The organism is Streptomyces sp. NPDC033216 (assembly GCF_055577115.1).
The window spans coordinates 1-20135 of record NZ_JBVIQK010000047.1 but is presented as its reverse complement, the minus strand read 5'-3'; the positions used below and the strand labels follow the sequence as shown (position 1 = coordinate 20135).

The following is a 20135-nucleotide window of genomic DNA, read 5'->3' as shown; positions in this document are numbered from 1 at the left end:
CCCGCGGAGCGGGTACCCTATCGCTGCGCGATAGGCAAGCGAACACCCGCGCTACGCGCGGGTGTTGCGCTCCCGCTCCGCGCTCGCGCTGCTGCTCGCTACGCGAGCAGCCCACTCGCGTTGCTACGCAACGCGAGTGACGCTCCGTCCGCTGCGCTCCCGGAGCAGCGGGGCCTGCGGCCCCGCAAGGTGGCCTCCGCTGCGCTCCAGCCACCCGGGACGCTGCGCGCCCCCAACGGCCGGCCCCGCTGCGCGGGACGGCCAACGGGCCTCCGGCCCGGGCAGCAAGGGTGCGGGGGGTGGCCTGAGCCGGTGACTCCGCATCAGACTGCGGTACAGATTAACTCTGGAATGGCGCAGCACCTGGTCTGAGATACTCCTTTTTGACCATGTTCTCGGTCCAGGTCTGCCAACTCCCCCGGAGGATGTTCCATTCTTTTTTGACAATTTCGATGACTCGGGCTTCGTCGTCCGTGTGAGGTTTTGCCATTCTCGGCACCGCCCTTCGGGTACGTGAAAAAATGGGACAGAAAAGGGAGGCCACGTGCTCGCCTCCCTTGGTGTTGCCGCCATGGATTTCTGTGAGCAGTCCCCCCCGAACTCATGGTGAGGGAAATTGTTTTAGGAGACCGAGACCTTCCACTTTCCGAGGCTGTCCATGGTCACGTACCCGTGGCGGACCACCCTTATGACACCCGTGGGGTTGTAGGCTGAAGTTCTCAATCTGATCGGCTCGCTGCCATCGATGGGCAAGTAGGTGACAATCCCGGGGGCGTCGATGAAGTCGTAGTGAAGCGTGTAGTAGCGCTTCTCCGGAAAATGCCCGAAGGTCTCGGTTCCCTTACCCAGGAAATCCTCGGGGGTCAGCTGTGGAAGGGTGCTCGCGTCGATGAGGCGAGCGTGCCATCGATTGACACCACTCGCGCCTTCGCTTCCGTATCGCACGCGCTCAACTTCGAAGGCATCGCAGTCGCCCGGGAGCACTACGCGGCTGTGACGGCGCTCGGCTCTCCCGATCTCTGTGCGGACACGCTGGGTATGTGTCCCACGATGGAGTGCCTTGATTCTGAAGCTGGAGGTGAGCCCACCGCGTATCTCGAGGAGCAGGGGGGTGCCAGAGCCGGCCCCGGGAACCTGAATCGTCCGATTGAACCAGCCTGACCACGCGATACGTGTGTCCTTGCCCATGAAACCTCCCCTTTCCAGTGATGGTGACATGCCAGATGAGGAGGTGTTGAGCATTCACCGCGATTGCGGTGTGGGACGGTTTGGGGCGCGCGGTGGCCGCCGGTGACCGGAGGGGAGGTGCTGGCGCGACCGTGTTCGAGAGAGGTGGGTTCAGTCGAAGAAGCCCAGGACTTCGGGCTTCTTGATCGCTTCCCACAGCTTGGGCTTCGTTTCGTTCTGCACCCAGCTCTGTGTCGCCAAGACCTCTTTGTCCGACTTGAGTGCGGCGGATTCGATGTCATTTTTCCGGGCAAGTCCGGCCAGGGTGGCGGAGGTGGCTTTCGTGTGCAATTCCGCCCGCAGTCGGCCGATCTCCTTTTCGAGTTCGGCGGGGGATTTATCGGCCATGGGGTGCCCTTCCGTTGTGATCTTGATATCGTCGCCCTGTGAACCTAGGGGTCATTGCAGCGGTCTTCGAACTCTGTGCGGGTCTGGGCGCCGTGGTTTGGGGGGTGAATCTCGGTGCGCACGGCTTGCGGGAACACCAGCGGAAAGTGACGCAAGAGGTCGAGATTCTGGATTCCGTCCAGCTGCCGACGGGTGTTTCGTACCGATTCACGCCTGTGGGCGCGGTGACAGACGGTGCGCAATCGAGCGTCACCGCCAAGGAGTACTCCGGGACCCCCCGCACATTCACTGATCCGAATTTTTCGGCCGGGGACCGGGTTCTCATCGACTTCGACCCCGGCTATCAGCTGTTCTTCTATCCCGCGGGCCGCTATCCGCGAGCCCGGCTCTGGCCGGTCGCCCTCACCGCAGTGGTGATCGGCTCGGCTTCGGCCGTGCTCGGGGGCGTCAACCTGCTGTGACCGGCGTGCGATGGTGGAGCCGTGCCTTCTCATGCGGCGAGCCTCCTCACGCGAAGAACCGCTGGAGCTCCTCAGTGCCTGTTCCTGATGCATCGGCTGGACGCCTTCCAGCTTCGCCAGACCCGGCGTCGGCCCGAGGCGGAAGCCGCCCGGCTGCGGCTTGCCGGACGCCGCGTAGGGGAGGAAGTCCAGCGGGCTCGCGCCCGGCGAGGGGTAGACGACGCAGTCGGACAGTACGGCGAGCGGGAACAGCCCAGTCATCTTCGCCATGTTGTTCAGCTTGCGGTGCATGTTGACCCGGGCCTTGCTGATGACGGCGGCCCGGATGTCGGGGCGCCAGGTCGGCCGCTCCAGGGCCGGCCACCGCTCGCCCTCCTTGTAGTGCTTGCCCTGCGGACGCTCGCGGAGCTTGCCGACGCCACCCTTCACGGTGGCCTTGATGGCCGCGAGGACGGCGGCCGGAGCCGGATCGACCTGCTTGTGCTGCTCCATCGCGGCGAGGAACTGGCGGTCGTCCAGGTCCTTGGTGACGCCGAGGTCGGCGAGGGTGTCCACGTAGGCGTTCTTGAGACGGTCGTGCCACAGGTCCAGGTACGCGCCGGTCTCGCGGCGCAGGTACGCCTCGACCGGGTGCACGTCGTAGCCGAGCTCCTGGGCGTAGGCGACGGTGTGCGTCTGGTACCAGGCCGGGCCGGTCGGACGGGAGCCGTCCGGCGTGAACTGCGAGGGCAGGCGCGGGTCCAGCTCGATGTGGGCCAGGTCGACCAGCCAGGAGCCGGGGATCCTCGGGTTGAAGGGCGTGGAAGTGGCCGGGAGCGCTGAGACCGACGACCAGGCGGGCCGCGGCGGCGAGGAACGCGGTGAGAGGTCCAGGCCGACCGCGAAGGGCAGCAGGCACTCCTCATCGCTGGCGAGTCCACCGACCGCACCCACTGGTACGCCTTCTCATTGAGGAACCCGCCACTCCAGCCGGACTGAACGACGACGGGGTGCTCCGGGGTGGCCTCCGGCGGCGCCGGGTCCATCGGCTCCGTCCCCAGCGACCCCGGGTTGTGGCCCGAGATCCAGTTGCCGGTCTCCGCATCGCGTTCCGGCTTCGTCGGCGGGCGCAGCGCTGTCATCAGCTCCAGGCCCGAGACGGCCGTGGAGCCGCGCGGGGTGATGACCCGCTGGGCGTACACACCGAGGACGCGGGCGATGTCGGCCGGCTCCATCTCGGCAACGCCGGGCCAGGACCGCTCATCGAGGGCGTCCCACGACAGGATCGCCAGCTGCACGCACTGCCGCTCGCGTCCCTGCGCCTTGCGGTAGATCCGCGCCCACGGGCCGAACCCGCGCTGCGTGAGCTGCCACTTGGCCTTCGCCACCTGCTTGACGACCGGGTGGTCGTCCGGCAGGCGCAGGGAGCAGCGCTGCTCGTGGCCCTCCAGGCGCTCGGGCAGCCCGAGTCTCACCGCGGCTGCGGCGGTGAGCACGATCAGCGGGTCGGAGTCCTTGCCGTACCGGTTGAGCTTCGGCGCACCGAGGCCGGACTCGCGCAGCGTCCACTCCACCAGCTCCGGGATCGTGGTCGCCGGGCAGTCCAGCACGATCCCGTCGACGCCGTACGCGGAGCCGTCACCGTCCAGCACGGCGAGCGGGCCGTGCGGGAAGCGCGGGTCGACGGCGGGCGCGGCGGCCTTCTTCGCCGCCGGGCGCCGCGACGTCGCCGGACGTCCGGCCGGACGGGCGGGCCGCTCCGGAGCGGCGGCTGGCGCCTCGGCAACTACAGGACCGCAGGCCAATCACCAGAACACCTAATTCGAACGCGCTGCCATGCTCTCCTCACCACCTCCGTACCGGATCCACCCTTTCGCCCCAAATCCCAACCCAATGACGGGACACCAGACCAGAGCCACCCAGCCTCCTCGCAATCACTGCTCCATCACATGTAGTCAGCCCCAGTCGCCGTTGATCCACGCGAGCAGGCGGGCGCGCTTCTTGTAGGAGCAAGGAGCGTAGACAGCGCCGGACGTGGCGTATGTTTCGGACCCGCCCCGCAGGTCGTACCCGTAGTCGCTGGGGCCGTATTCGCCGTCGCGGTAGCCGTCCATGTCGTCGGCCCAGTCGAGGAGACCGAAGTCGAGGTTGAGGTTCTGAAGGTACCGGCTGGGGTCGGCCGGTTCTACCGGTGCGGGACGACCGTCCGCCCCGGCGGTGAGCCGGTCTTCGAGGCAGCCGTCGGAGCGCACGGGCTGGCCCAGCCACCACCCGGCCAGGAACACGGCGTACACAGTGGTGGCGGCGCCGAGGCGGCGCGGGGTTATCCAGGCAGGCATCCGGGGAGTGTCGCACGACACCAGGTCGGCGCCCGCGTCGGCGGACACACCGGGCCACACCACCTCTCTATCGCCGGTGGCCCTCGAACCATGCTCGAATGCGGGGGCGTTCGCTCGTGTCGTTGGTGCAGGCGACGGCGTAGGAGGTGATTGTGAAGGACAGCCTGTCGCTGGCGATCCCACGCGGGTTGTGGGCCGGGTCCGGCGTCGGGCCGAGCGGGAGGGGGGACTTCGAGTCGTACCGTGACGGGTACGCCGTCGGCGTCGGCGTGGGTGTGGGGGATGGTTCGGTTTCGTACTCCTCGGCGATCCGGTCGAGGGCGGCCTGGTCGACGTGGCATTCGGGGGTGACGGGCTGACCCAGGTACCAGCCTGCAACGAACACGCCGTAGAGCGCGGCGGCGGCGCCGAGACGGCGCGGGGTGACGCAGCGGGGGGTGTTCACCGGCGGCCCCGTTCCAGAACACCGGCGGCGTCCCGTAGCGCCTGGACAGCGGCGTCGGCGTCCTTGGCCCGGCCGTCACGGATGAACTGGCAGGCGGTCGAGAGCGCCTCCTCCCGCATGGCGGCCTCATTGCCCATGGTCGCGGAATGGCCGGTGCACACGCCGGGCAACGGGTCCTGGATCATGGACCGGTTCCCGGTGCCGTGGCGGGGGCCGACCGAGTGCTCGACGACGATGTTGTCCGGGTCCGTGCTGCCGCTCCGGTCGGCGGCGAGGGTGAACCCGGCGCCGAAAGCGGCGGCGGTGAAGGCCGTCCCGATTCCGAGGGCGGCGCGGAGGCTGACCCAGCGTATGTCGGGCGGTGTTGTGCTCATGCCGAAAGACCCTACCCGCAGGTGCAGACCTATCTGCCGACAGGTGTGTCCCTCGACACGCGGCCGGTGAGGTCTCCCTGCCGCGTGGAGCGCCGGGGCGTTTTGGTGCGGTCGCAGTACTCGGCGTAGCTCAGATCCGGCTCGGCCGGCCTGCGGCGCCGTTCGGCGCGCGGGGCGTCGACGGCCTGGGCCTCCTGCGACTCCTCCACGCACCGGGCACGAGCCAGCTCCTCGACGTCGAAGACGATGCGCCGCAGGATCGCCGCGACCCTGGGCAGGCGGACAGGCACGGCGCAGGTGTCGGGGAAGTCGCCCTCGGGGCGGAGGTTGGCGGCCGGCGGGTACGGCCTGCCGTCCAGGTGGTCGATCCACTGCACGCACTGCCGGACCCACGCGACCTCGTCCTGCAGGCGCTCGGCGATGCTCCCACGGCCGGACAGGATCGATGCCGTGCTCGCGGAGGATCTCCCAGACGGTGGAGGCGGCGACCTGGAGGCCGAGCGCCGCGAGCTCGCCGTGGATGCGGCGAGACCCTCACGAGCCGTTCTCGCGGGCCAGGCGCAGCACGAGGGCGCGGATCGAGCGGACGGTGGGTGGGCGCCCGCGGCGCTTGGGCGCGCAGGTCGCGGCGTGGTGTCGCGTGAGCAGGTTGCGGTGCCGGCGCACGATCGTGTCCGGGCCTACCCGCGGCAGCAGGTGCCGCAGCTTGCCGATCGGGAGGTGGTGGAGCAGGCCGGCGAGGACCGCACGGTCGGTGTCGGTGAACCTGGGCCGGCCGACCCGGCGCTGCAGGACCACCAGGTGGTGCCGCAGCGCGAGGATCTCGAGGTCTTTGTCCCGATCGCTCATCGGCAGCAGCCGCAGGAGCGCGAAGGTGTTGGTCACGGCGAGGTAGGCCGGGCGCAGCAGCACGACAGATCATGAGGCCGCCCGGCTCTGTCCCGTGAAGATCGCGGGGCAAGCAGCGGACATTGGCCAGAGAGCGGCGCTCAAGGCTGCCACCTGCACGGATGATCTATCGGCACCCGCAATGTCGGAAGCGGCCAGTAGCCTCAGGCGCCATGGGCATTCAGATAGACGTAGTGGCGGGTTACCCGATCAACGATGAGATGCAGAGGGTGCTCGGGCTGGCCGAGGCGGTCGGCGAGCCCGTCACGGTCACGTTCATGTGGGAGGGGCGTGAAGAGGCAGAGCGCGCCGTGTTGGTGCCCGCAGCCACGCTGGCGCTCTGGGAGCATTGGGCCCCCACCGCCTACCCGACGAGTGACGCCGGGGACGAGAATCGGGCTGAGACGGAAGAGCCGGAACTGGCCCACCCAGCGGAATTCGGCGCGTTCACGCTCTTTCGCCGTCGTGTGGGAGGGCGCACGGCAGTCGCTCGCAAAGGCGTGGTGGTCGCCGAGCTCTTGGAGCCCGACGAGGCGCACTGGCTCCAAGAGCAGGCCCGCAATGTCCGCCAAGGCTTCATGGATCCGAAGCAGAAGGCGGCGTTCGAGGAGTTCCTCGCCCGACAGCCATCCCTCGATGGGCAGTGACGCGCCGACTCATGCTTCGGCCACGGTTTCTGACATCGATCACCGGGAGTCATCCGGCGGCGCGGGCCTCCTCGTAACGGCACAGCAGCCCCATGGCACCGGCCGCGATCAGCCAGGCGATTTCGAGGGCGCCTCGGGCCTGTGTGAACGCTTCGCCCGTGTCGTGCGGGCCCGCGCGACCAGGGCCGTGAGCGCGCAGGGCCAGCATGATCACGCTCGCCGCAGCTCGGCTGTCAGGAGACGACGGCGAGTTTGCTGGCGACCGTTCGGCCAACCGGGTGGTACCGCTTGTAGAAGTTGGCCAGCGACTTGATGTCGGCGGGCTTGAGCTTGATGCACCCGTTGGACTTGTAGTCGCCGTTGCCGTCCCAGCGCTGAGACTCGACATTCGGGTTCTGGCCGCCGCTGCGGGTCATCTCGCTGTGGATGAACAGGTCGGTGCGGGTGGTGGTGCCGGCGGAGCACTTCTTGTTGCTCAGACGGAAAGCGACACCCTTGATGACGTTGCCGTTGTAGCTGGGATAGAGGGTGACGTCGTAGTAGCCGTTGGGCAGCCACCCCTTGTTGCGGGTGCAGTCGTTCTTCACGCCGATGCCCGACCCTGCCCGCCAGGACACATCGACGATCTTCCTGTGTCGACCGTTGTCTTCGACGCGGTAGACCCGCCAGTAGAGACGCGAGTTGGTCGGGTCGGCAGGGTTCTTGTCGAACACCAGTCGCGTGGAGTAGCCCACGGCTGCTGCGTCGCCAGGCGACGCATTGGCCGGCGTCGCCGGAGCCAGGGTGGCCAGAGTTGCGGTGGACACGGCCACCGCAGCGCTGACAGCGATCTTTCTCCTCAGATTTGGCATGGGTTGCTCCTCATGGGTGAGCCACGGCCTGGCGTAGCCGTGGACAGGGAACGCGTGCAGGTCATCCGACACCTGGGTGTGGCCTCACGCTGCGGCTGTTGGTTGCCTGCCAACGATTCCAAGGGCTGCACAGTTGATTGACAGCCCGCCCCCGCACGTCCATCAATCGATACGCCGGTGACTTGGGAGGATGGGCTTCCTCAATTTCTCGCTGACCGTCGATCCGGTCCGCCAGAGTGTGTCCCGAGCAGCATCGACCTTCCTACCTGCGAGTTCGCTGTTGATGGGCGCGTTGGAAGAGGGCTGCGAATCAACTCTGAACTTGATGGAATCGGGGGTACACAGGAAGCCACCCCCGGCCGAAACGCGGCTCGGTGGGTGGCAGCGGCCATGTCGCTGCCACCCGAAGGGGGGCGTCTCAGATTCCCCGCAGGGGAGGGACTGTGACGCTTCCGCACGGTTGGGGTGGCTTCTGGATCGGCTGGCCGGTGTCTGGTGCAGCGTGCCGGTGTACTGCACGGTGGGTCCCCTTCGCAGGGGAGACAGGGGAGCGCAGCCACAGGTTGGCGGCCAGGAAGGCTCAGCAGAGGAACGCCAGGCGGGCCGGGGGAGTCATCGCTTGGCCGGTCCCGGGTGACGGTGTTGTCGTCCGTGATCAAGGCAATGTCATCTTCGGCACAAGGAGAGGAGAAAGAAGTGGGCCGTCCTGAGAGCCCGCTGGATCCCGAGGACGGGCCCGTCCAGCGTTTCGCCCACCAGCTGCGCATGCTGCGCGAGGAGGCCGGCAAACCGACCTACCGGGCCATGGCCAAGCGGGCCGGGTACACGGCGCCCACCTTGTCCGAGGCCGCCGCCGGTGAACGGCTGCCCTCGCTGCCCGTAGTCCTGGCGTACGTGGCCGTGTGCGGCGGGGATACCGAGGAGTGGGAGCGGCGCTGGCACCAAGTGACGCAGGAAGAGGAGAAGCAGCCACTCATCGATGACGGGTCGTCGCAGGCTCCGTATCTGGGTCTGGCACGCTTCGAGCCCGGTGACCGCGACCGGTTCTTCGGCCGGGACCGCCTGATAGCCAACCTGGTCCAGCTGGCCGGGGCACACCGGTTTGTAGGCGTGGTCGGTAGCTCTGGCAGTGGGAAGTCCTCCCTCCTGCGGGCAGGGCTCATCCCTGTGCTGCAGCAGGAGGCTTCACCAACAGCGCGTCCAGCGACCATCCGGATTCTCACCCCCGGTGAGCGTCCTGCAACCACCCACACCCTCGCCCTCACTCCTGCGGAAGGAACCGGGGACACCTGGGTGCTGGTCGACCAGTTCGAGGAACTCTTCACCCTCTGCGACGACGCCGGTGAGCGCACCAGGTTTATCGACCAACTGATCACTGCACTGGACGCGAGCAGCCATCTGCGGGTGGTGATCGCGGTGCGGGCGGACTTCTACGGCCGCTGCGGCGAGCACCGCGGCCTCGCCCGTGCGCTGCAGGACGCCAACCTGCTCGTCACACCGATGAGCCGGGAAGAGCTGCGCGAGGCGATCGTCAAACCAGCCGCCGCCCACGGTCTGATCCTCGAGCGTACGCTCACCTCAAGGATCATCGACGAGGTGGCGGACGAGCCCGGCGGCCTGCCGCTGATGTCCCACGCCCTGCTGGAGACCTGGCGCCGCCGCCGCGGCAAAACCCTCACCCTCAAAGGCTACGAAGCCGCCGGCGGCATCCACGGCGCCATCGCCGGCACCGCCGAGCAGGTCTACACCCGCCTCGGCCCCGAACAGGCACTGCTCGCTCGCCGCCTGCTGCTGCGCCTGATCACCCCCAGCGAGGGAGCCCAGGACACCCGCCGCCCCGCGCCCCACACCGAACTCAACCCCACCGGTACCGAAGAGACCGATCTCGTCCTCGAGCAACTGGCGCGCGCCCGCCTGATCACTCTCGACAACGACACCGTCGACCTCGCTCACGAGGCCCTCATCACCGCCTGGCCACGCTTGCGCGACTGGATCGACACCAGCCGCGAACTCCTGTGCAGCCACCGCCGATTATCCGAAGCCGCCAGAGCTTGGGACGAACTCGACCGCGACCCCGGAGCCCTCTACCGCGGCACCCGCCTTGCCACCGCAGAAGAGACCTTCACCCCCGAACAGCAGGACCAACTCACTCCGCTGGAGAAGGCCTTCCTCACCACCAGCACCAATGCCCGGGACGAAGAACGCACAACAACCACGCGCAGAACCCGCCGTCTACGCACCCTGGTCACTTCTCTGGCCGTCCTGCTCGCCATGGCCCTCACCGCCACGGCCATAGCGTTCGATCAACGCCAGACCGCAGTCACCGCACAGCGCGAGGCCCTCTCCCGCCAACTCGCCGTCCAATCCACCTCCCTGCTGGACACCGGCTCCGACCTCGCCGCGCTCCTGGCCGTCCAGGCCTACCGCACCAGCCCCACCCGAGAAGCCACCATCAGCCTCTACGCCGCCGGGAACATTCCGCTCCAACGGCGCCTCGACGGATTCGGCCAGGGGGCGACCTCCGTGGCGTACAGCCCCGACGGCACGACCCTGGCCATCGGCAGCGAGGGCGAGACCGTACGCCTGCGAGACGTGGCCACCGGCCTCACCCGAGCCGTGAAAACGCTCGCGCAGTCGGTGGCATTCAGCCCAGACGGCCAAACCCTTGCCGCCGGCAGCCGCGACGGCACCGTACAACTATGGGAGACCGCCACCGGCCGCGTCCGCACCACCCTGAAGGGCCATCAGGGCCCCGTGACAGCAGTGGCCTTTACCCCCGACGGCCGCCTGCTCGCCACTGGCGGATTCGAGGGCACCGCACGTCTGCTGGACACCACCACCGGTCGCAGCCGCGACGTGCTCACCGGCCACAAGGACTCCGTGAACGCGGTGGCGTTCAGTCCCGACGGCCGCCTGCTCGCCACCGGCAGCCACGACGGCACGGTTCGGCTGTGGGAGACCGCCACAGGCCGGACACGCTCTGTCCTAAAGGGCCACCAGGGAACCGTGGAGGCGGTCGCGTTCAGTCCCGACGGCCGCCTGCTCGCCACCGGCGGCGACGACAACACCGTCCGATTGTGGGAACCGTCCTCCGGAGACGTGCACAGTAGCCTCAACGGCCTCACCGACAGCGGAGTGACGTCGCTGGCCTTCGGCCCCGGGGGCAGCACGCTGGCCGTCGGAAGCGCGAACGTAAAACTGCTCGATGTGTCCACCGGCCTCACCCGCGCCACCTTCACCGGCCACACGGCGGCCGTGGTCTCGTTGGCCTTCAGCCCCGACGGACACACACTGGCCACTGCGAGCACCGACACGACCGCACGACTGTGGAGCCTCGGCAACCGCAACCGAGCAACGCTAGCCGGACACAGAGGCCACGTGCTGTCAGTGGGCTTTACCCCTAACAGCACCACTCTCGCCACTACCGGCGAGGACGGCACTGTACGACAATGGGACGTGACCAGCGGCCGTACCACCACCGGTCGGGCCGGCCCCTCCCTCGAAGGCCATACGGCGGAGGTGCTCGCGATGGCGTTCAGCCGGGACAGTCGCCAGCTGGCCGCGGGCAGCCGCGACGGGACCGTACAGCTGTGGGACTCCGGCACCGGCCGCACCCTCATCACCCTCGACAGCTCTCAAGAATCCGTGGACACGCTTGCATTCAGCCCTGACGGCCGCACACTCGCCACTGGCAGCACCTCCGACAACACCGTACGGATCCGGGACACCGCCACCGGCCGTACCCGCACCATCATCACTGGCGACGACAGCCACCTCACCTCGGTCGTCTTCAGTCCTGATGGCCGCTCTCTGGCCGTCGGCGGGGAAACAGTGCACGTGCGGGACGTCGCCACCGGCCGCATCCGAGCCACCCTCAAGGACGACACCCCTGTCGGCTTCGTCAACGTGCAGGCGATGGCGTTCAGCCTCGACGGTAGGTTCCTGGCCATCGGCGGCGCCGACGGCCTGGCGCGACTGTGGGATGTAACCACCCACCGCGCCAAGGCAGCCCTGAGTGGTCACAAGGGCACGGTTTCCACACTGGCGTTCAGCCCCGACGGCCGAACCCTCGCCACCGGCAGCGACGACGGCACCGTCCGGCTGTGGGACGTGGCCACCGGGTACACACGCGCCACTCTGACCGACCACGAGGGCACTGTCACCGCTATGGCGTTCAGCCCTGACGGCCGTGCCCTCGCCACCGGCAGCGACGACGGCACCATCCGGCTGTGGGACGCCACCCTCCCCGACCCTGCCGAAACGATCAACGGGATCTGCCGATCCGTCGACCGCGACATCACTCAAAGGGAGAGCTTGCTGTTCAAGCTCGACGAGTCATCCCGCTCTGTGTGCGACTGAGCAAAGAATCTGTCAAGGGCAGAGGAACAGACCTTCGTGGGCGGGTCCACGACTGGCACCGGGGTCAGACCATCTCCGGCGAGCAGGTACGGTCGGCCGAGCTCCGCCGGATGCCGCGGATGCCCCGGGTGCCCCGGATGCCGCTACAGAGGGCTCCGTCCTGCGATGGCCCCGCCAAGGTCGTCGAGCAAGGCGATGCGAACGGTGATGCGTTTGCCGACCGGCTCCCGCTGAACCTCGAAGCCCTGAGCGACGGCCATCACGATCTCCAACCCGTGCTGCCCCACCCGTCCGGCATCCGCGGCCCGGGCCACCGGCAGCACCGGCTCGGAGTCCCACACCACCACCTCGACCACGTCACCGGCGATGCGCAGGTCCATCAGCACCGGGCCGGGCGCGTACTTGCGGGCGTTGGTCACCAGCTCGCTGACCACCAGCTGGGTCAGGTCCACGGCACGCTGCGAGACGGGCAGACCGTGTTCGGCCTGTACCCGGGTGAGGAACCGTGTTGCCAGGTGGCGGGCCTGGGCGATGACCGTGCCGTCACCTTCCAGGGCCACCGTGGTCTGCATGGTCTGCTCGGCTGGTGCGGTGCCGTCCTCATTCACCGCTGCTGGTTCCATCACGGCCCGCTTTCGCTACCCCGTTCACACCCCCGCGCGTACCCGCGCCCGCGCGGGACACGCTCCACTCTCCCGCGCCGGCTCCCCACCGGCGCAGCAGCATCACCCGGACGTGCAGGGCAGCACTTCGGGCAGAAGGTCTTGCTTGGTGTGCAAGTATCACCGAATGCCCGAGGGACAGATGACGAACACCGAGCAGGTCGGCAGGCTGTCGGTCGTGGCCACCGCCACGGACGGCATCCGCCTGGTGACGCTTGCCGGGGAGATCGACCACCACACCGGCGACCAGCTGCGCCGTGCCCTGGACGTCACCGGCGCCGTCGGGCCCCGCATCGTGATCGACATGCGCCAGGTCACCTTCATGGACTCCACCGGCATCAACATCCTCATCACCGCCCACCGGGCCGTGACCGAAACCGGCGGCTGGCTCCGCCTGGCCGCACCCACCGACCCCGTCCTGCGCGTCCTGCAACTCGTCGGCGTCCACGACATCCTCCAAAGCCACCCCACCCTCCACGACGCCCTGGCTCCCTGAGCCGCACACACATTTACCTGGCTCCTGAGTGGCTCACGGGCCGCGGGGAAGGCATCCCGGCATGTGTTGAACGCTGCCCGAGCGGCGTGCCTACCGTGCAGGGCGCTGTACGGCCTGACGAAGGCGCGCTTCGACCTCGTTTGTGCACGGTGATCGAGGGGACGGCCGGCGGCTGGCAGGTGGGGCGGTTGTGGCTGGCGCCGTTCGCGGGAGCCGCTTCTCGTTCGGACGGCAGACGCGTGTCGTCGCTGTGGAGGTCGTCCAATCGGTCGCGGTCGGCGCTGGTCGCCCAGTAGCGGTGCACCGTGGTCCCGGCGCGGAGCTGGATGGGCACGATGGTGCCGGCGGCGGTCTGTCGGACCATGTCGTCGAAGAGGACGTCGCGGGGTTTGGATGTGGCGTGGGCTTTGCCGCAGCGTCGGATGCCGTTGGGGCAGGGGTAGAGGGCGCGGGTGTCGCAGTGCCGGAAGTCGAGGCAAGCTCGCCAGTGGACCGGATTTCCACGGCGAACAGGCCGAAGCGCTGTGACTCCCACTCGCTCTCCCATGCCTGGATCCCGCCGCGAGTCGCTGTTCGTCACGGACGCTGCCGTCACGGATCCACCGCATGACCTCGGGGTCGGCGCTGACGGCTGCCACGGGCGCAACGTCCTCCTCGCGCCAGCGACGCAGGATCAAGCGGGGAGTCTCAAGCGTGAGTTCCACTCATTCTGGATCACAAATGAGCTATCCGCCATCCTCACCAGGCACTTTCGATACATGCCCTGTAGCCTGCGATGTCGTGCAAGAGACACGCCTCGACACTGCTCGGATCCGGGCGGCTCGCCGGGTAATCGACCCGATCTTTCTCGACACTCCGCTGTACCGCTGCGAGGCGCTGGAGCCCGACCTCGGGTGCACGGTGAGCATCAAGCTCGAGACGGCGAACCCGGTTCGCAGCTTCAAGGCCCGCGGCACCGAGGTCGTCGCGAGCCTGCTCGCCGACAATGGTTCGCGAGCCGCAGTGTGCGCCAGCGCGGGCAACCTCGGCCAAGCCCTCGCCTGGTCCGGTCGCGGCCGGGGGATCGACGTCACAGTCGTGGCATCCCGCTTTGCGACTCGGGCCAAGCTTGATCGCATCCGCGCGCTGGGTGCCAGGTTGGAGCTGGTGGACGGCGACCACGAGATGGCTCGCGAGCGGGCGGCGGCCATCGCGCGGTACGACGGCATCCGGCTGGTCGAAGACAGCCTGGACATCGAGACCTGCGAAGGCGCGGCGACCATTGGCCTGGAGCTGGTGGACACCGAGCCATCGTTCGACGCAGTCCTGATTGCTCTCGGCGGCGGAGCGCTGGCCACTGGTGTGGGTCATGTGGTGAGGGCCATGGCGCCCGAAGTCGAGGTGATCTGCGTCCAGCCGCTGGGCGCACCGGCGATGACCCACTCCTGGCGCCAGCGGCGCGTCGTCACCACGGACTCGACCGACACCATCGCTGACGGCGTCGCCGGCCGGCGTCCCATCCCGGCTGTCCTGGACGACCTCCTCCTGGTCGCTGACGACGCCGTCCTGGTCCAGGAGGCATCGATCATCGCCGGTATGCGGATGCTCCTTGACCACGCCGGCCTCGTCGTCGAACCGTCGGCCGCGCTCGGCATCGCGGCGATCCTCGAAGACCGTGACCGCTTCGCCGGCCGACACGTAGTCACTATTTTGTGCGGCAGCAACGTCGATGTAGACGCCTATCACCGCTGGGTCGGTGCGGCTCCCATCCCCAGGTTTTGACAAATCACTCACTTCTCTCCGGGTTCGAGCGAGCGACACCAAGACTTACGGCCTGTGGAGCTATTACCAGTGACGGAAGTTGGTCAGGCTGCGAGACGTTGAGCGGCAGGTCTCGGTGGAAGACGGCCATGGCCAGGCCGGGACCGTTGTAGTCGTCGACGATCTTCGTGCCGAAGCCGAGGCTGCGATGGAAGGCGATTGAGCCGGTGTTCTCGATTGATGTGATCGCCTTCAACTGCTGTGCACCGTGACGTTCTGCTGCTTCGGCGAACGTCGTATACAGACGACGCCCGAGACCGGTGCCACGGGCGTCGTCCCGTGTGGCGATCAGATGCACGTACCCGGTGCCGTCCGGGGTGACGAACCCGAAGAGTGATCTGTATGCACCGGTGCTGTCGCTGACGGCCGGTGACGTGGAGCGGCCTGGTCTGCTCAGCTACATCAAGGGCCTGCGGTTCATCCGGATCGAGGCGTTCGACACCGACGCCGCCATCACCGCCACCGAACTGCTGCGGTTCGGGCATTCCTTGGCCGCCGTCCACGCCATCCACGCCGCCTGGCCCTCCGCCGCCCACCCCGCCGGACGGTTCCTTCTCACCCTCACCCCCAAGGCATACGCAGGCACCGGCGTCCAGGCCGTCCACCCTGACCAGTAAACGTCAGCCGCGGCAGAAGACGGTCACCGCGCCCCGCCCGCGCCGCCGGCACGGCCGTCGCTGTGCCCCATACCTGGCGTTTGAGACCCACGTCCACGGCTCCCCCGCCGTCATGCGCCCACCAGTGGCCGCCACGAGCACGTACGCCAGCACCGTGCCCCCAGACCGCCGCCCAGCACGGGCGCGGCGATCTGCACCACCCCCAGCCGGAAGGCCGGCGCGGCGCCACCGGCGCTGCTTGGGGCAAGGGGGCGGGTAGGGCTGTTCATCTGGATCACCCTTCACAAAAGTGGTTCGACGCGGTCAACACGCGCTGAAGGTGAAACGTACAGCCGCGCGGACGAGCGGTGTCGGTCATATCCGACTAGTAGTGCTTCGTTACCTCGGGTGATCTCGCCTGGTGGTGGGCATCGTCCTGGCATGAGGCTGGTGGAAGTGGAACGGCTCCGGGGTGAGTTATCGGAGTTAGCCTCCACGAAGGTCGCCGACTCGAAGATGGCGTCGCCCTTGAAGATCGCCGACCCGAACCAGGCGTCGCTCTTGAAGGTCGCCGACCCGAACCAGGCGCCAGCCTCGAAGGTCGCCGACCCGAACCAGGCGTCGCCCTCGAAGGTCGCGGACCTGAACCAGGCGCCGCCCTCGAAAGTCGCCGACCCGAACCTGGCGTAGCTCTCGAAGGTTGCCGACGGGGTCACGGAGGGCGTTAAGTAAGGGCCAACAACGCCGCATGTGCTCACACAGTTGCAGGCAGAAGGCGTATCACCAGCGCCGATCACTTCAAATGGCTGCGGGCGGGGAGCCGACGACCTTTGGGCTCAGGCGGGAAGGTTGGTCAGATGAGGTAGTTCGCGCGCCCCTCGTCATCGAGTTCGAAGGGGCCTTCGGGGATGATGCAGAATTCATTGCCCTCGGGGTCTGCCATCACCAGGAACCCGCCGGCGTCGTACTCCTCCAGCTGGCGCCCGCCGAGCGCCTCGACACGTTCTTGCTCAGCGGGCGGGTTGGGTGAGGTGATGTCGAAGTGCATACGGTTCTTCACTGACTTGGGCTCGCCGGTTCGCTGGAAGCCCAAGCCCAGGCCGTTCTCACGCTGCAGCCATACGTAGGGTCCCATGCGGCCCACGACTGGCCGGCCAAGCAACTCGGACCAGAACGCGGCAAGCCGCTCAGGGTCAGCGGCATCGACGATGAGGGCATTGATCTGCATAGGTGAGTCCGCCATGCCCTGATCCTCTCAGGGCACGCAGGGCCGCTCACTGTCGGTCGTCCCCACACGTGGTGCGCGGCTGACCAACCATCGATCGGTGGCACAGAACGCGGACGGTCAAACTTCGTTGAGACGAACCTGCCGGTCGTCAATCTTCAGTGAGATCGATCGAACTTCGCTTAGACACCCGTCGAGAGAGGCGCACGTTCGCGCAGCGAGCGGCCAAGGGGGGTCGGATCATGGAGACAGCTGCCAGAACAGCGCGACGTCGAGGGGGCGTTCCGGCGCGAGTGAGATCAGGTGCCCGGCAGGTCAGCCAGCTCGTCGGCGCGGGCGCCGGGGACCAGCCGGGCGAGTTCGGCGAGCAGCGCGGCGTGGGCGAGGAGCGGCGGCGTCAGAAGGCCGGCGGCGCCTCACGGGCGGCCGGGTCGCGGTAATGCCCGAGGTGCGCGGCCAGGGAGTGAGCGAGCCAGGCATCGACGTCGGCCTGGACGTACTCGCCGGCTCGCCGGGTCAGCTCGTCGCGCGCGGCTTCGTCCCCGTCGCGGGGCTCGGTCTGCTGCAGGGGCCGGAGCTCGCGCAGCGCCTGGAGCTCGTCGGCGCGGGCCGCGATCCGCTGCGCCTCGCGTACGGCGGCCTCGCGGTCGGCGGCGGCCGCGGCTTCGGCGGCGAGCTCGGCCTGGGACGACGTCGTCGCTCTCCGGGTCGTAGACGGTGCCCGGCGGCGCGGCGGCGAGCAGCTGAGCTCCGCCCGGCCGCGGACGTCGTCGACCAGGCCCTCGTGGCGGGAGTCCTGCCGCGCGTCGAAGCGGGCGTCCTCGAGGGTCGCCGCGACGGCGCCGGCGTCCATCCCCTTCGCCCGGCGCCGTACGACGCGCCGCCCGATGTGGGCGGGGTTGACCGGCTCCGGGGCACGGCGACGCGCGGGGCCAGCGGACGGCCGGCGGTGCGCCAGGGCGGCCAGCGCGTGGTCATCTTCGGTCTCGCATTCGTGGTGCGATTCAGGAGCGGGCCGTCGTCAGAGCGCTGTACGGCGGCCCGCCGAATTGTGCCGACGCACGATAGCTGTCACCATCGGCGGCCACTGACCAGCGGGTTCGGCGCGGCGAAGCACGGTAGTTGTCACCAGGTCGGCACGCTACTTGGGCGGAAGCATGACTGTTGTCACCGGCTCCGCTGTTCCGTGGCAGCTGACCGGTCTCCCCTTCTGCGGTATCAGTGCCAGACCAGCTGCCAGGTGCCGTCGTCCTCACGGACGTACTCGGCCCGGATCTCCTTGCCCAGTGCGGTCACCACAGGATGTCCCGTCTCCAGGGACACGACCGTCTCCTCGAACATCTCCGCCACGCTCTTCCAACGGACGACGCCCCACAACTCCGCATCCTGGTCGATTTCCAGGACCGCCCCTTGGGTTGGCCCCTCCCGATGGTCGACGACAAGCTCCACCCCCGACAGCGTCCTGGCCAGCGGGACCCACCGGACATGCGCGGTCGTCCCGACGACGGACTCCTCGCTCTCGTCCTCCAGACTCCAGGCCACTTCCTGTTCCATGTTCCGCTGCCCGAGCCGCATCCCCTCCGCGTCCAGCGGATAGTGGCCACCAGGCAGCCATCCCCCCGGCCCTCCCGGCCGCGTCCAGGTCGACACCCCGTTGTGGCGGGCGAGCCAGAGCCCCAGCTCCGGATGGAGATCGAACCGGTTCTCGGCGACTTCACTGATCTGCGCCGCCGTAGCGGGCGGGTTAAGAGTGCGGAACTCGTCTGGCGCGTGGGCTTCCAGCCACGAATCCAGGCGGTTCAGTATGTCAGGGAAGGGCACGGTTCATCCTCACGTCGCGATGCGCTTCCACCTGTCAGACCCACAGGCCTCCTCGTGGGTTCCCGCACTTCCCACAACCTCACGCCCGGCTCACGACAGCCGTCTCCTTCGGCTCCCCGGGCTGGGCAAGGTCAGGCCGCAGCCGGCAGCGGCCTGCCGCCCCAGCGGAGACCTCGTTCGCCTGGAGACGGTCGGGGATGCCGTGCAGGGCTTGCGCGGCCGGGGCGGCCTGCCTGCGCGGGCCGCCAGGACGACCGGGACCCGCGCCACGACCCCGAGGTCAAAGTCATCGGCGGGCCGTCCAGCGTTCAGGGCGCCGGGCAGCGGCGGCCAGGCTATCGGCCAGCTCTACCGGCCGTGGGACTGGTAGGCCCGCATGTTCAGGAGTCGCGTATTCGCCGTAGCTGTCGGCCGATCGTCACCCTGTGTAGGTGCTCTGCGGCATGATGATCGGCGTGGACACCGAGATACTGATAGACGTCTGGCAGCGGCTTCTCGCCGACCCTCACAAGTCGTGGGTGCTGTTCGAGCATGGCACTTGTGTCGTGCTGACCGCTCCAGAAGAGGAGCTTGTTGAACAGGCAACCGACCTCCTGAAGAAGTTCGGCCCGGCGCATGCCGGATCTTCGGCAGGAGACTTTGGGGTGATCGACCTCAAGGACGTGGAGGGATGGGTCGTCACCGGGCATCACAACGACGTCCTTACCTATGTCGGCCCCGATGAGCCGCAGGATCAGTCGCAGATCGCTGTCGGGCTGTTCGGACGTTCCAAGCGTCACAGGGACGGCACCGAGCTTCACGTCGTCCACGTTGAGGACAAGCGAGGTTCGGTGGCCCCAGCGTAAGGAGCCGCGCTTCACCGCTGGTGGACGCCTGGGGCGACTGCTTTCGCGATGACGAGGGCTGGGGCCTCGAGGACGAGCTGGCGGATCGCCGAGGTCCTGCCGCGCTGCGGAGGGACGCCGATCTCACGCAGGTGGACTTAAAACTCCTAACGAAATGATCTTCGAGATGGTTGGATCGCTCTGAGATCGGTGACTCAGTGCTTCAGTTGACTGGCAAGCTTCCGCTCTAGGGTCCGTCTTCAAAGATCATCGGGTGGTGGATCATGGTGGGGTGATACGTCGTCATGAACTCACCGATCAGGAGTGGGAGTTACTCGCTCCGCTGATACCGCGGGCCGCGACGGGCCGGCCGCGAGTGTCGGACCGGCAGGTCATCAACGGGATGGTCTACAAGATCCGGACCGGGATCTCCTGGCGTGACTTGCCGGAACGCTACGGCCCGAGACCAGGGTGTGGGCAATCTCCACCGCCTGGTTCTGGACGAGCTCGGTGCCCGGGGCGAGCTGGACTGGTCGCGGTGTGCGATCGACTCCGTCAGAGTCCGACCACCGGCATACCGCGGGGATCACGAACCGTCACCATCCGACGACAACCCGCAAACCTCAGTAGTGCAGTACTGCCACCAGTGCGCTACTCCGCGCAAAGCTCACGCGCGTGTGCCGGTTATGGCGGCAGGACCCCTCTGCGAGCGGGGGGTCTTCTCCCCTACCTTCCTTACATCGATAGTGCGGGGGTCGACAGCCTCTCCGGGGGCGCCTTCTTGGTAGAGGCC

General features: G+C 68.0%; 20 protein-coding genes and 4 pseudogenes. 7 read left to right on the top strand and 17 right to left on the bottom strand.

Annotated elements, in window-relative coordinates; genetic code table 11:
• Positions 1–621: 621 nt before the first annotated feature.
• From ACZ5Y0_RS36355 to ACZ5Y0_RS36320, 8 genes and pseudogenes are all read right to left on the bottom strand, one after another.
• Positions 622–1188: a hypothetical protein gene (locus ACZ5Y0_RS36355; RefSeq protein ID WP_469132902.1), complete on the bottom strand. Its 567-nt coding sequence runs from the start codon at positions 1186–1188 to the stop codon at positions 622–624.
• 150 nt (positions 1189–1338) lie between these two features.
• Positions 1339–1575: a hypothetical protein gene (locus tag ACZ5Y0_RS36350; RefSeq protein WP_469132901.1), complete on the bottom strand. Its 237-nt coding sequence runs from the start codon at positions 1573–1575 to the stop codon at positions 1339–1341.
• 551 nt (positions 1576–2126) lie between these two features.
• Positions 2127–3784: pseudogene (gene tap / locus ACZ5Y0_RS36345) on the bottom strand (telomere-associated protein Tap); the annotation flags it as partial.
• Positions 3785–3970: 186 nt separating this feature from the next.
• On the bottom strand, positions 3971–4354 hold the full coding sequence (locus ACZ5Y0_RS36340) for a hypothetical protein (protein ID WP_469132900.1): 384 nt from the start codon (positions 4352–4354) through the stop codon (positions 3971–3973).
• 67 nt (positions 4355–4421) lie between these two features.
• On the bottom strand, positions 4422–4799 hold the full coding sequence (locus tag ACZ5Y0_RS36335; RefSeq protein WP_469132899.1) for a hypothetical protein: 378 nt from the start codon (positions 4797–4799) through the stop codon (positions 4422–4424).
• A complete protein-coding gene (locus tag ACZ5Y0_RS36330) occupies positions 4796–5173 on the bottom strand; it encodes a hypothetical protein (RefSeq protein WP_469132904.1) in 378 nt (125 codons plus the stop codon). Before ACZ5Y0_RS36330 ends, ACZ5Y0_RS36335 begins: the two co-directional genes overlap by 4 nt.
• Positions 5174–5202: 29 nt before the next feature.
• Entirely contained in the window at positions 5203–5550 is a 348-nt protein-coding gene (locus tag ACZ5Y0_RS36325; protein WP_469132905.1) for a hypothetical protein, read from the bottom strand.
• A gap of 61 nt (positions 5551–5611) precedes the next feature.
• Positions 5612–6085: pseudogene (locus tag ACZ5Y0_RS36320) on the bottom strand (integrase); the annotation flags it as partial.
• 149 nt (positions 6086–6234) lie between these two features.
• Between ACZ5Y0_RS36320 and ACZ5Y0_RS36315 the strand changes: the two are divergent.
• Entirely contained in the window at positions 6235–6708 is a 474-nt protein-coding gene (locus ACZ5Y0_RS36315) for a hypothetical protein (protein ID WP_469132898.1), read from the top strand.
• 49 nt (positions 6709–6757) lie between these two features.
• Here the strand turns inward: ACZ5Y0_RS36315 and ACZ5Y0_RS36310 are convergent, their stop codons facing one another.
• Positions 6758–6922: a hypothetical protein gene (locus ACZ5Y0_RS36310; protein ID WP_469132897.1), complete on the bottom strand. Its 165-nt coding sequence runs from the start codon at positions 6920–6922 to the stop codon at positions 6758–6760.
• Between the two features lie 19 nt (positions 6923–6941).
• Positions 6942–7442, bottom strand: coding sequence for a L,D-transpeptidase family protein (locus ACZ5Y0_RS36305; protein WP_469132896.1), 501 nt, complete (start codon positions 7440–7442; stop codon positions 6942–6944).
• Between the two features lie 813 nt (positions 7443–8255).
• Between ACZ5Y0_RS36305 and ACZ5Y0_RS36300 the strand changes: the two genes are divergently transcribed.
• Positions 8256–11918 (top strand): nSTAND1 domain-containing NTPase, encoded by a 3663-nt coding sequence (locus ACZ5Y0_RS36300; RefSeq protein ID WP_469132895.1) that lies wholly within the window; start codon positions 8256–8258, stop codon positions 11916–11918.
• Positions 11919–12061: 143 nt separating this feature from the next.
• Here ACZ5Y0_RS36300 and ACZ5Y0_RS36295 read toward each other — a convergent pair whose 3' ends face one another.
• Positions 12062–12541 (bottom strand): ATP-binding protein, encoded by a 480-nt coding sequence (locus tag ACZ5Y0_RS36295; protein ID WP_469132894.1) that lies wholly within the window; start codon positions 12539–12541, stop codon positions 12062–12064.
• A gap of 166 nt (positions 12542–12707) precedes the next feature.
• Here ACZ5Y0_RS36295 and ACZ5Y0_RS36290 point away from each other — a divergent pair, with 166 nt between their 5' ends.
• Positions 12708–13076, top strand: coding sequence for an STAS domain-containing protein (locus ACZ5Y0_RS36290; protein ID WP_469132893.1), 369 nt, complete (start codon positions 12708–12710; stop codon positions 13074–13076).
• A gap of 780 nt (positions 13077–13856) precedes the next feature.
• Positions 13857–14837, top strand: a complete 981-nt coding sequence (locus tag ACZ5Y0_RS36285) for a threonine ammonia-lyase (RefSeq protein ID WP_469132892.1) — start codon at positions 13857–13859, stop codon at positions 14835–14837.
• A 100-nt stretch (positions 14838–14937) separates the two neighbouring features.
• Here the strand turns inward: ACZ5Y0_RS36285 and ACZ5Y0_RS36280 are convergent.
• Positions 14938–15210 (bottom strand): annotated as a pseudogene (locus ACZ5Y0_RS36280) (GNAT family N-acetyltransferase); the annotation flags it as partial.
• Here ACZ5Y0_RS36280 and ACZ5Y0_RS36275 point away from each other — a divergent pair.
• Positions 15194–15493, top strand: coding sequence for a PIN domain-containing protein (locus ACZ5Y0_RS36275; protein WP_469132891.1), 300 nt, complete (start codon positions 15194–15196; stop codon positions 15491–15493). The pseudogene ACZ5Y0_RS36280 and the gene ACZ5Y0_RS36275 sit on opposite strands and share 17 nt — an antisense overlap.
• 281 nt (positions 15494–15774) lie before the next feature.
• On the opposite strand, the gene ACZ5Y0_RS36270 is transcribed toward ACZ5Y0_RS36275, so the two are convergent.
• The 4 genes from ACZ5Y0_RS36270 to ACZ5Y0_RS36255 form a co-directional block, all read right to left on the bottom strand.
• Complete coding sequence (locus ACZ5Y0_RS36270; protein WP_469132890.1) at positions 15775–16188, bottom strand: pentapeptide repeat-containing protein; 414 nt, start codon at positions 16186–16188, stop codon at positions 15775–15777.
• Positions 16189–16325: 137 nt separating this feature from the next.
• Positions 16326–16715 (bottom strand): VOC family protein, encoded by a 390-nt coding sequence (locus ACZ5Y0_RS36265; protein WP_469132889.1) that lies wholly within the window; start codon positions 16713–16715, stop codon positions 16326–16328.
• Between the two features lie 379 nt (positions 16716–17094).
• A complete protein-coding gene (locus ACZ5Y0_RS36260) occupies positions 17095–17550 on the bottom strand; it encodes a hypothetical protein (RefSeq protein ID WP_469132888.1) in 456 nt (151 codons plus the stop codon).
• 365 nt (positions 17551–17915) lie between these two features.
• A complete protein-coding gene (locus ACZ5Y0_RS36255) occupies positions 17916–18518 on the bottom strand; it encodes an SMI1/KNR4 family protein (protein WP_469132887.1) in 603 nt (200 codons plus the stop codon).
• Positions 18519–18961: 443 nt separating this feature from the next.
• Between ACZ5Y0_RS36255 and ACZ5Y0_RS36250 the strand changes: the two genes are divergently transcribed.
• Both ACZ5Y0_RS36250 and ACZ5Y0_RS36245 read left to right on the top strand, forming a co-directional pair.
• Positions 18962–19363, top strand: a complete 402-nt coding sequence (locus tag ACZ5Y0_RS36250) for a hypothetical protein (RefSeq protein ID WP_469132886.1) — start codon at positions 18962–18964, stop codon at positions 19361–19363.
• Between the two features lie 253 nt (positions 19364–19616).
• Positions 19617–19802 (top strand): annotated as a pseudogene (locus ACZ5Y0_RS36245) (transposase); the annotation flags it as partial.
• Between the two features lie 207 nt (positions 19803–20009).
• On the opposite strand, the gene ACZ5Y0_RS36240 reads toward ACZ5Y0_RS36245, so the two are convergent.
• The coding region (locus ACZ5Y0_RS36240) for a DUF6009 family protein (RefSeq protein ID WP_469132903.1) at positions 20010–20135 on the bottom strand (126 nt) is incomplete at its 5' end.

What these genes read in the sequence shown, in the direction of transcription:
- ACZ5Y0_RS36295 (WP_469132894.1), bottom strand. Translation starts at nt 12,541, where the DNA reads ATGGAACCAGCAGCGGTGAATGAGGACGGCACCGCACCAGCCGAGCAG.
- ACZ5Y0_RS36355 (WP_469132902.1), bottom strand. Translation starts at nt 1,188, where the DNA reads ATGGGCAAGGACACACGTATCGCGTGGTCAGGCTGGTTCAATCGGACG.
- ACZ5Y0_RS36265 (WP_469132889.1), bottom strand. Translation starts at nt 16,715, where the DNA reads ATGGCGGACTCACCTATGCAGATCAATGCCCTCATCGTCGATGCCGCT.
- ACZ5Y0_RS36290 (WP_469132893.1), top strand. Translation starts at nt 12,708, where the DNA reads ATGCCCGAGGGACAGATGACGAACACCGAGCAGGTCGGCAGGCTGTCG.
- ACZ5Y0_RS36350 (WP_469132901.1), bottom strand. Translation starts at nt 1,575, where the DNA reads ATGGCCGATAAATCCCCCGCCGAACTCGAAAAGGAGATCGGCCGACTG.
- ACZ5Y0_RS36330 (WP_469132904.1), bottom strand. Translation starts at nt 5,173, where the DNA reads ATGAGCACAACACCGCCCGACATACGCTGGGTCAGCCTCCGCGCCGCC.
- ACZ5Y0_RS36340 (WP_469132900.1), bottom strand. Translation starts at nt 4,354, where the DNA reads ATGCCTGCCTGGATAACCCCGCGCCGCCTCGGCGCCGCCACCACTGTG.
- ACZ5Y0_RS36260 (WP_469132888.1), bottom strand. Translation starts at nt 17,550, where the DNA reads ATGGACGCCGGCGCCGTCGCGGCGACCCTCGAGGACGCCCGCTTCGAC.
- ACZ5Y0_RS36315 (WP_469132898.1), top strand. Translation starts at nt 6,235, where the DNA reads ATGGGCATTCAGATAGACGTAGTGGCGGGTTACCCGATCAACGATGAG.
- ACZ5Y0_RS36250 (WP_469132886.1), top strand. Translation starts at nt 18,962, where the DNA reads ATGATGATCGGCGTGGACACCGAGATACTGATAGACGTCTGGCAGCGG.